Genomic DNA, 9,291 nt, shown 5'->3' with positions numbered 1-9,291 from the left:
CAACGGGCGACTCGAACACCTCCGCGGCTCCGCCCTCGGCTTCCGCAACCTCACCCACTACATCGCTCGGTCGCTGCTCGAAGCCGGAGGGTTCAGACCCGCGCTACACCCTCGTTCGTGAAGAGCCAGCAATGCCCGTCCGGCGTGACGAAATCGCGGCATCTCTACACCTCAGATGTTGACAGAGCCCGCCCGGACCGTGGTGGTCCGGGCGGGCTCTGTGCTCGCCGGTGCTTTCGCCGACGCCGCTCAGCGCCGGAGTGGGCGCCGGAGCGGTCGGTGGGGCGTCAGCCCCGGGTCGCCGGCCCCGCGGGGTCGGTGCGGGGCTCCGTGACCTGGCCGTGCGGCGTCGTCGTGACGCCCTGCTCACGGGCGCCCGACGTGACGGCGCCCTCGGTGGCCGAAGTGGCCGAGGTGTCGGCGGCCTGCGAGGTGCCGTCCGCGGGATCGTCGAGCTCGTCCACCTCCTCCGGGGAGCGCTTGATGTTGACCAGGGCGAGGAGCAGGCCGCCCCACACCAGGACGATGGCGACGATCATCATGACGATGGCGGTACCGCTCATGAGAGGTCCCCTTCCGACGGGCGGGACTCGGAGCCCGCGGTGGTGGTGGAGTGGACGCGCTCACCGGCGCGCGTGCCGGTCGCGGAGCGCTCGTGGTTCCAGGGCGCGGGGCGCTGCACCACGGTGCCGCGGTCGATGGCGCGCAGGGAGAAGTCCTGGTCCAGCGCGGCCGTGCGCCCCTCGGTGCCCGTGTAGTGCGTCAGAGGGTCGTGGCGGGCGATGGCCTTGCGGTCCAGGTAGGCGTCCTGGATGGCGGGCGCGGGACTCGTGAAGCCGTCCCCCGTGCGTCGGCTCCAGGGCAGGCGCGAGAGCAGGTACGCGATCACGACGATGCCCACGGCCATGCCCCACCCGAAGGTGTTCACGAACCACTGGGGCATGTCGTTGTAGCCCTCGGCCACGGTCTTGGTCAGCTGGTCGATCAGGATGTAGCCGAGGATCACCGGGGTGACACCACCGGCCATGATCATCCACGTGCGCCCGAGCTTGAACGAGGACACCGAGTTGATGTGGTCGCGCAACGTGGGCAGCGCCGTGAAGCCGGAGGTCAGCAGCAGCACCGAGATCAGCGCGGCCGCGGCGATGCCGAAGTTGTTGATGAACGCGTCCACCACGTCCAGCAGGTTCAGGCCCGTGGTCGTGGGGAAGAACAGCAGGGAGATCACGGCGAGCGGCAGCACCACCAGGGACACGGCCGCGGGACGGGACAGGCCCAGCTTGTCCCGGACACCGGCCACGATGACCTCCACGATGGAGATCAGGGAGGTGAAGCCCGCGAACGCCAGCGCACCGAAGAACAGCACGCCGATCAGCGTGCCGAACGGTGCCTGCGAGATGATTGCCGGGAACGCGATGAATGCGAGGCCGATGCCGGAGGTGGCGACCTCCGAGACCTGCGTGCCGGAGGCGGTGGCCATGAAGCCGAGGGCCGCGAACACGCCGATGCCCGCGAGGATCTCGAACGACGAGTTGGCGAAGCCCACCACCAGGGCGGACCCGCTGAGGTCCGAGCGGGGCTTGAGGTAGGACGCGTAGGTGACCATGATGCCGAAGCCCACGGACAGGGAGAAGAAGATCTGCCCGTACGCGGCAACCCACACGGAGGAGTCGCCCAGGGCGGACCAGGACGGCGTGAACAGGGCGTCCAGACCGGCGGCGGCACCCGGCAGGGTCAGGGCCATGCCCACCATGATGAGGAACATGACCACGAGCAGGGGGATCAGCACCACGTTGAGCTTGCCGATGCCGTTCTGCACGCCCAGCATCAGCACCACGAGCAGCACGAGCCACGCGATGGCCGTGGCGATGAACACCGGCCAGATGAAGTCGAAGCCGATCGTGACCTGGTCCGAGACCTTCATGTAGTCGTTCATGAAGAACGCGGCCGGATCACTGCCCCACGCCTTGCTGAACGAGAACACCGTGTACTGCATGGCCCACCCGATGATGAGCGCGTAGTAGATGGCGATGACCACGCAGATCATCAGCTGCCACCACCCGATGGTCTCGAGCTTGGGGTGCAGGCGGCGGAACGAGAGCGGGGCGGAGCCGCGGTAGCGGTGGCCGATCGCGTAGTCGAGCATGAGCAGCGGGATGCCCGCGGTCAGCAGCGCGACCAGGTAGGGGATGATGAAGGCGCCGCCGCCGTTGTCGAACGCGACGTACGGGAAGCGCCAGATGTTGCCGAGACCGACGGCGGAGCCGATCGCGGCGAAGATGAACATGGTGCGCCCGGAGAATGCTTCCTTCGCGGCGCCACCACGCTTCTTGTCAGTGGACATGGCTGAACCTCACACGGGACGAGATCCCATAGGCGCCGGGGTCCAGGGACGCCCGGCACGCGAGTTGTGGATGAATGGGTAAAGCTTACTGAGTGCTCAGCCCCGGCGGTGGACCACCGCGTGGGCGAACTCGGTCAGCGCGGCCTTGGCCACGGAGTCCTGGAGGGGCTCCAGCGCGGCGATGGCCTCGTCGGCCCACCGGTTGGCGATCTGCCAGGCCTCGGCGGCCGCGGGGTGGGAGGAGACGGCCGCCACGGCGGTGGCCAGGGCGTCGTCGTCCGTGAGGTCCCCGTCGATCAGACGGAGCACTTCCTGGGCGGAGGCCGCGGCCTCCGGGTCTGCTCCGGCGGCGTGGCGCCGCAGCAGGAGAACGGGCAGCGTGTCCACGCCCTCGCGCAGGTCCGTGCCGCGGGTCTTGCCGGAGACGTCCGGGTGCCCGGTGAGGTCGATGATGTCGTCCGCGAGCTGGAACGCGAGTCCCACCTTCTCGCCGTAGACCACCATGAGGTCGACAACGTCGCGCGGCGCGCCGCCCAGCAGGGCACCGTACTGCCCGCTCGCGGCGATCAGGGAGCCGGTCTTGCCGGCGAGCACCTGGAGGTAGTGGGCCACGGGGTCCTCGCCCTCGGCCGGGCCGGTGGTCTCCTGCAGCTGGCCGATCACCAGACGCTCGAACGTGGTGGCCTGGATCATCAGGGGCTCCTGCCCCAGGGCCGAGACCATGGCGGAGGCGCGGGCGAAGATCATATCGCCGGTGAGGATGGCCACGGTGTTGCCCCACACGGTGTGCGCGGTCTCGACGCCGCGGCGCAGGGGCGCGGAGTCCATGACGTCGTCGTGGTACAGGGAGGCGAGGTGGGTGAGCTCCACGACGACGGCGGCCTCGATGACCTCGTCCGTGATCTCACCGGCCACCTCGGCGGCGAGCAGGGTGAGCAGGGGGCGGACGCGCTTGCCGCCGGCGGCCAGCAGGTGGCGCGCGGTGACGTCCGCGAGCCGGTCGGTGGCCTGGACGGCCTCGCCCAGGCGCTGCTCGATGCGCTCCAGCGAACGCAGCATGAGAGGACCCAGGCGGGGGTCCTGGGCGATGAGCTCGAACCCTGCGGGCAAGCGCAGGGAGCCGTCGACGCTGCTGGGATCAGTCACGGTCCACCACTCTATCGACAATTTCAGCCCGCGGGGGTGAGTGCATCCAGCACCGCGATGGCGCGGTCCGTCACACTTCGGGCCGGGCGGTCGGAGAGCTCGGTCATGACCTGCACGGCGAAGCGCATCAGGGCGGGGACGTGCATGCCGGAGCGGACCGCCGCCGAGAGGATCGCGGGGTGGCCGATGAGCTGCGCGAGCGTCCTGCCCTGCGTGAAGTGGGCGCCCCACTCCGCGCGCACGAGCTCGGGGTAGCGGGCCAGGGCGTTCTCGCGCTGCTGCGCCCCGTTGGCCCCGGCGGCGTCCACGATGCACGACGCCGCGAACAGCGCGGACTCCATCGCGTTGGAGATCCCCTCGCCGTTGAACGGGGACACGAGCCCCGCGGCGTCGCCCAGCAGCATGAGACCGGGCAGGTAGTGCGGTGTGCGGTTGGCGGCCATGGGCAGCGCCGCGGAGCCGATCCTGCCCACCTGGTGCTCGGGGTCGAAGGTCCACTCGGCAGGCATCGACGCCGCCCAGTCCCGCAGCACGGCCCGGTAGTCGAGCTTCCCGAAGGCGGGCGAGGTGTCCAGGATGCCGAGGCCCACGTTCGCGGTGCCGTCTCCCACGCCGAAGACCCAGCCGTAGCCGGGCAGCAGGGCACCGTGCGGATCGTTGCCGTCCGCGAGCTCGAGCCAGCCCTCCATCCAGTCCAGCTCCGAGCGCGGCGAGCGGTAGTAGGTGCGCACGGCCACGCCCATGGGGCGGTCCTGGCGCCGGTGCAGCCCGGCGGCCACGGCCGTGCGGGTGGAGTTGCCGTCCGCGGCGAGCACGAGGTCCGCGTGGTGGTCCTCGGTCTGCGTCGTGCGCCGCCCGGTGCCGGGGTCCATGACGGCGGCGCGCAGTCCCACGATCCGCCCGGTGTCGTCCCGCAGCACGTCCTGCACCGAGCGGTGCTCGATGATCTCCGCCCCGGCCTGTTGCGCGTGGCGCGCAAGGTCCTCGTCGAAGCCCGCGCGGGTGCGCACCAGCCCGTAGGACGGGAAGTCCGTGAGCTGCGGCCACGGGAACTCCACGGTGCGCCCGCCGGCGACCAGCCGCAGCCCCCGGTTGGAGCGGTAGCCCTGCTCGGCGCCGTGGGGCAGCCCCATGAGCCGCATCTGCTTCACCGCGCGCGGCGTGAGACCGTCCCCGCAGACCTTCTCCCGCGGGTAGGCGGTCTTCTCGAGCACCGTCACCCGGATCCCCTGGCTCGCGAGCCAGTACGCCGCGGTGGCGCCCGCGGGGCCACCCCCGCTGATCAGAACCTTCACTGCGCCGCAGTCCTCCGCCGTCTCGGGTGCGGACGCCCTCCCGGCGCCCCTCGTGCGCGGCGCTGCCGCCGGACGCACGTGCGCCATTGTGCCACTGCCGCCGACGACGCCGCCGCGCCCGCCGTCGTCGGCCCCGGCGCCGTCCCCGCACGCCCCCGCACGGCCCCGGCCCGCCCCGGCACGCGCGGCGACAGCTCGTCGCGTGGGAGGGGACGTCATCAACGCGACGACACCGCAGCCCGGGGAGTTCCACAGCGTAAAATCGCCACAGGTTCCAGACGGGGCCGTCCCCCTGACCGAGGAGAACCCATGTCAACCCTGCGCCGACTCGTTCCCGCGCTCGCCGTCCTCTCCGCCGCAGGTCTGGCACTGACCGGTTGCGAATCCACCTCGGGAGGCGACGCCCAGGCGGGCGGCGACTCCGGCACGTTCACCGTGTGCGCCAACTCGCCGTACCCGCCGTTCGAGTTCGAGAAGGACGGCAAGGTGGTGGGCTTCGACATGTCCCTCGGGGACGAGATCGCCAAGGACCTCGGCAAGGAGAAGAAGTTCGTCCAGGCCAACTTCGAGACCCTCGAGTCCGGGGCGGCGCTGGACACCGGCCAGTGCGACGCCGCGATCTCCGGGATCTCCATCACGGATGCCCGCAAGCAGTCCGTGGACTTCTCCAAGCCGTACTTCAACGACCAGATCGCCCTGCTGACCACCAAGGACTCCGGGATCAAGGGCTTCGACTCCGTGGGCGACAAGACCGTGGGCGTGCAGCAGGCCACCTCCGGCGAGGACTACGCCAAGGACAAGAAGCTGAACACCCAGCAGTTCGAGGACGTGGAGCTCATGTTCCAGTCCCTGGAGTCCGGCGGCGTGCAGGCCGTGTCCGGCAACATCTCCACGCTGTCCAAGCGCGCCGAGTCCAACCCGGACCTGGAGGTGGTGCAGACCGTGGACACCAACGAGAACCTGGGCGTGGCCGTGAAGAAGGGCAACACCGAGCTGCTCGACTCCGTCAACAAGACCCTGGACCGCATCACCAGCGACGGCACCATGGACAAGATGAACAAGGAGTGGATGGGGCTGTAGTCCCCTCCCCTCCGCAGCAGCACTTCCAGAACGACAGCACGACAGCACGACAGCACGACGACGGTGCCGGGCGGTGGTCCAGCGCCCGGCACCCACATGCGGCCCCCAGCCCGCCCACAGACAGGGAGAAACCCATGGCCATGACCACCCGGCAGCGCGCCAGGCTGTCGCGGGGCATCCAGTACGCCGTACTCGTCGTGGTGCTGATCGCACTCGTCGTCCTGGCGGACTGGAACGTCCTCTTCCAGCGGGTCCTGAACCCCACCGTGGCGATGGAGCAGTTCCCCGGGATCATCACCGTGGCGCTGAAGAACACGCTGATCTACACGGTGCTCGGCTTCGTGGTGGGCCTGTCCCTGGGCGTGGTCCTCGCGCTCATGAAGCTCTCCTCCGTGGCGCCGTACCGGTGGATCGCCACGCTGTACATCGAGTTCTTCCGCGGCGTGCCCGCGCTGCTCGTGTTCCTGGCGCTGGGCTACGGCATCCCACTGGCCTTCGGGTTCCGCTTCAACCACTACGTGACGGTGATGATCGCTCTCGGCGTGGTCGCGGCGGCGTACATCGCCGAGTCGCTGCGCGCGGGCCTGCAGGCCGTGCCCCCGGGCCAGTACGAGGCCGCCCGCTCGCTGGGCATGTCCCACACCCGCGCGATGGTCACCATCGTGATCCCCCAGGCGCTGCGCATCGTGCTGCCGCCCCTGACCAACGAGGTCATCCTGCTCACCAAGGACTCCTCCCTGGTGTACCTGCTGGGCATGGGTGTGGAGCAGTACGAGCTCACCAAGTTCGGCCGCGAGGGCATCTCCAGCGCCGGCGCCGGGCTCACCCCGCTCATGGTGGCGGGCGTGTGCTACCTGATCATCACCGTGCCGCTGGGGCTGCTGTCCCGCCACTTCGAGAACAAGACCGTCCGGGTCAAGAAGTCCTAGGAGCTCCCGTGTCCACTTCCGCAACGCCCCCCGCGTCCGGGGCCGTGTCCTCGTCCACCGCCGACACCAACGCCGCAGTGCGCGTGCGCGACCTCCACAAGTCCTACGGCGAGCTCGAGGTGCTGCGCGGCATCGACCTGGACGTGGCCGCCGGGGAGGTCGTGTGCCTCATCGGCCCGTCCGGCTCCGGCAAGTCCACCCTGCTGCGCTGCCTCAACCTGCTGGAGACCCCGCAGTCCGGAAGCATCAGCGTGGGCGGGTTCACCGTCACGGACCCGGACCTGGACGTGGACGCCATGCGCCGCCGCGTGGGCATGGTCTTCCAGCAGTTCAACCTGTTCCCGCACCTGAGCGTGCTGGAGAACTGCACGGTGGCCCAGGTCAAGGTGCTCAAGCGCCCCGCCGCAGAGGCCAAACGGGTGGCGCTCGCCAACCTGGAGCGCGTGGGCCTGAGCGAGAAGGCCGACCAGCGCCCCGCCCAGCTCTCCGGCGGCCAGCAGCAGCGCGTGGCGATCGCCCGTGCGCTGTCCATGGACCCGGACCTGATGCTCTTCGACGAGCCCACCTCCGCACTGGACCCGGAGACCGTGGGGGACGTGCTGGCCATCATGCGCGGGCTCGCGGCGGACGGGATGACGATGCTCGTGGTGACCCACGAGATGTCCTTCGCGCGCGACGTCGCCGACCGCGTGGTCTTCATGGACGGCGGCGTGGTGGTGGAGCAGGGCCCCGCCCGCGAGGTCATCGGCTCGCCGCAGCACCAGCGCACGCGCACGTTCCTCTCCCGCGTGCTGGACCCCACCACGGTGGACGCCCCGGAGGCACCGGACACCCGCGCGTGACACCCGGGCGTGGCATCCGGGCGTGAGGCCCGCGCGTGACATCTGAGGCGCGAAGTGACCGCGAGACCTGTGGGTCAGAGGTCATTTCGTGCCTCAGATGTTGGCGGCCCGGTCGGGCGGCCCGGCTGGGCAACCCACCGGGCGGCCCAGCCGAGGGGGCCGCCGTCAGAAGCCCCCAGCCGAGGAGCCCGCTCTCAGCGGCCAGTCATCCCCGAGGGGCGCACCGTGATGACCTCCACCTCGGCGTCCCGGGTGGCGTCCACGGCCAGGCGCACGGCGGCGGCGATCTGCTCGGGGCGGATCCACTCCTCCGGGTGGTACTCCTCGCCCATGTACTCGTGCAGCTGCGCCTGCATGTCCGTGGCCACGCGCCCCGGGTGGACGGAGGTGACGCGCACCCCGTGGGCCCGCTCCTCCTCGCGCAGGGCGTCCGTGAAGGCCCGCAGAGCGAACTTGGTGCCGGAGTACAGCGCGGAGGACGCGCGGGACATGAACCCCGAGCCGGAGTTGATGGCCACCACGTCTCCCTGGGCCTCGCGCAGCTGCGGGAGCACCAGGCGGGTCAGCTGCGCTACGGAGATCACGTTCACGTCGAAGATCTGCTCCCACATCTCGCGCGGGGCGTCCGCCACGAGGGACTGCGGGGCGATGCCCGCCGAGTGGACGAGCACGTCCAGCCCCGGGAACTCCTCGCGCAGCGGTGTCCAGGCGGCCTCGACCTGCGCGTCGTCGGTGACGTCCGCCACGAAGGCCCGAGTCCCCGGGCCCACCCCGGCCAGTTCGTCCCGCACACGCTGCACGTCCTGCGCCGAGCGTCCGCCCACGAGGACCACGTGGTCCCGGGCGAGGTCCTGCGCGATCGCCCGCCCGATCCCCCGGGTGGCGCCCGTGACGAGAGCCGTGCGGACGGTTGCTGTCTGAGTGCTCTGATCAGTCATGCCGTCATGCTAGCGAGCCGCGGTGACGCGTCCCCGGGCCCGGGGCGTCACCGACCGGCCAGGAACTCCTCGACCGCGCGGGCGCCGACCTCGTGGGCAGCCAGGTTGAACTCGCGCAGCGTCTCGCGCTCGAGCGGGACCTCCACCACGCGGCGTCCCACCACCGGAGCGGCCATGGCGGCGGTCAGCTCGATCGCGCTGTCGGCCCGCACGTACTCGACCCCGTGGGCCGCGCACAGCTCCGCGACGGAGACGCTGTGCGGCGTCCCGAAAAACCGTTCCACGGCGGCCGCGTAGCGCTGGTCCTGCCCCACGCCCCCGTGCTCGAGGGTCTGGAAGATGCCGCCCCCGGCGTCGTTGACCACCACGGCGTGCAGGTCCGGAACCTGCTCCCCGGTGCCCAGCAGAAGCCCTCCGGAGTCGTGCAGGAACGTGAGATCCCCCATCACCGCGCGCACCGGGCGTCCCGTTCCCAGGGCCACGCCGTGGGCGGTGGCCAGCGTGCCGTCGATCCCGGCGACGCCGCGGTTCGCCACCACGGGCAGCGGAGCCTGCGCGCGGGCCACGAGGTCGAGGTCCCGCACGACGGTCGAGGAGCCCACCACGAGCACCGAGCGGTCCTCGCAGCTCGCGTCCCACACCGCGCGGGCCACGTGCAGCCGGGTGAGCCCGGGGCGCGAGTCCGCGTGGCGCAGCACCGCGGCGTCGGCCACCGCA

Annotated in this window: 9 protein-coding genes; 3 read left to right on the top strand and 6 right to left on the bottom strand. The window is 70.9% G+C overall.

Going from position 1 to position 9,291, the window contains the following annotated elements:
• Nucleotides 1–287: 287 nt before the first annotated feature.
• The 4 genes from D8M39_RS12030 to D8M39_RS12015 form a co-directional block, all read right to left on the bottom strand.
• Nucleotides 288–563, bottom strand: a complete 276-nt coding sequence (locus tag D8M39_RS12030) for a methionine/alanine import family NSS transporter small subunit (protein WP_126875090.1) — start codon at nucleotides 561–563, stop codon at nucleotides 288–290.
• Entirely contained in the window at nucleotides 560–2,344 is a 1,785-nt protein-coding gene (locus D8M39_RS12025; RefSeq protein WP_126875089.1) for a sodium-dependent transporter, read from the bottom strand. Before D8M39_RS12025 ends, D8M39_RS12030 begins: the two co-directional genes overlap by 4 nt.
• A gap of 96 nt (nucleotides 2,345–2,440) precedes the next feature.
• Nucleotides 2,441–3,490, bottom strand: a complete 1,050-nt coding sequence (locus D8M39_RS12020; protein ID WP_232300225.1) for a polyprenyl synthetase family protein — start codon at nucleotides 3,488–3,490, stop codon at nucleotides 2,441–2,443.
• Between the two features lie 23 nt (nucleotides 3,491–3,513).
• Entirely contained in the window at nucleotides 3,514–4,785 is a 1,272-nt protein-coding gene (locus D8M39_RS12015) for a geranylgeranyl reductase family protein (RefSeq protein ID WP_055083260.1), read from the bottom strand.
• 309 nt (nucleotides 4,786–5,094) lie between these two features.
• Here D8M39_RS12015 and D8M39_RS12010 point away from each other — a divergent pair, with 309 nt between their 5' ends.
• The 3 genes from D8M39_RS12010 (at nucleotide 5,095) to D8M39_RS12000 (ending at nucleotide 7,636) form a co-directional block, all read left to right on the top strand.
• Nucleotides 5,095–5,865, top strand: a complete 771-nt coding sequence (locus D8M39_RS12010) for an ABC transporter substrate-binding protein (RefSeq protein ID WP_126875088.1) — start codon at nucleotides 5,095–5,097, stop codon at nucleotides 5,863–5,865.
• Nucleotides 5,866–5,999: 134 nt separating this feature from the next.
• A complete protein-coding gene (locus tag D8M39_RS12005) occupies nucleotides 6,000–6,794 on the top strand; it encodes an amino acid ABC transporter permease (RefSeq protein ID WP_126875087.1) in 795 nt (264 codons plus the stop codon).
• Between the two features lie 44 nt (nucleotides 6,795–6,838).
• Complete coding sequence (locus D8M39_RS12000; RefSeq protein ID WP_055086186.1) at nucleotides 6,839–7,636, top strand: amino acid ABC transporter ATP-binding protein; 798 nt, start codon at nucleotides 6,839–6,841, stop codon at nucleotides 7,634–7,636.
• Between the two features lie 194 nt (nucleotides 7,637–7,830).
• Here D8M39_RS12000 and D8M39_RS11995 read toward each other — a convergent pair whose 3' ends face one another.
• Nucleotides 7,831–8,574, bottom strand: a complete 744-nt coding sequence (locus D8M39_RS11995) for an SDR family oxidoreductase (RefSeq protein ID WP_055086171.1) — start codon at nucleotides 8,572–8,574, stop codon at nucleotides 7,831–7,833.
• A 47-nt stretch (nucleotides 8,575–8,621) separates the two neighbouring features.
• Nucleotides 8,622–9,291: thiamine pyrophosphate-binding protein (locus tag D8M39_RS11990; RefSeq protein ID WP_238694080.1), on the bottom strand; the 670-nt coding region annotated here is incomplete at its 5' end.

It is taken from the genome of Kocuria sp. HSID17590 (assembly GCF_003989485.1).
Lineage (GTDB): Bacteria > Actinomycetota > Actinomycetes > Actinomycetales > Micrococcaceae > Kocuria > Kocuria salsicia.
This window is presented reverse-complemented; position numbering and strand designations above follow the sequence as displayed.

Excerpts from the sequence above, each read along its gene's own strand:
- D8M39_RS12030 (WP_126875090.1), bottom strand. The coding sequence starts at position 563 with ATGAGCGGTACCGCCATCGTCATGATGATCGTCGCCATCGTCCTGGTG.
- D8M39_RS12025 (WP_126875089.1), bottom strand. The coding sequence starts at position 2,344 with ATGTCCACTGACAAGAAGCGTGGTGGCGCCGCGAAGGAAGCATTCTCC.
- D8M39_RS12010 (WP_126875088.1), top strand. The coding sequence starts at position 5,095 with ATGTCAACCCTGCGCCGACTCGTTCCCGCGCTCGCCGTCCTCTCCGCC.
- D8M39_RS12005 (WP_126875087.1), top strand. The coding sequence starts at position 6,000 with ATGGCCATGACCACCCGGCAGCGCGCCAGGCTGTCGCGGGGCATCCAG.
- D8M39_RS11995 (WP_055086171.1), bottom strand. The coding sequence starts at position 8,574 with ATGACTGATCAGAGCACTCAGACAGCAACCGTCCGCACGGCTCTCGTC.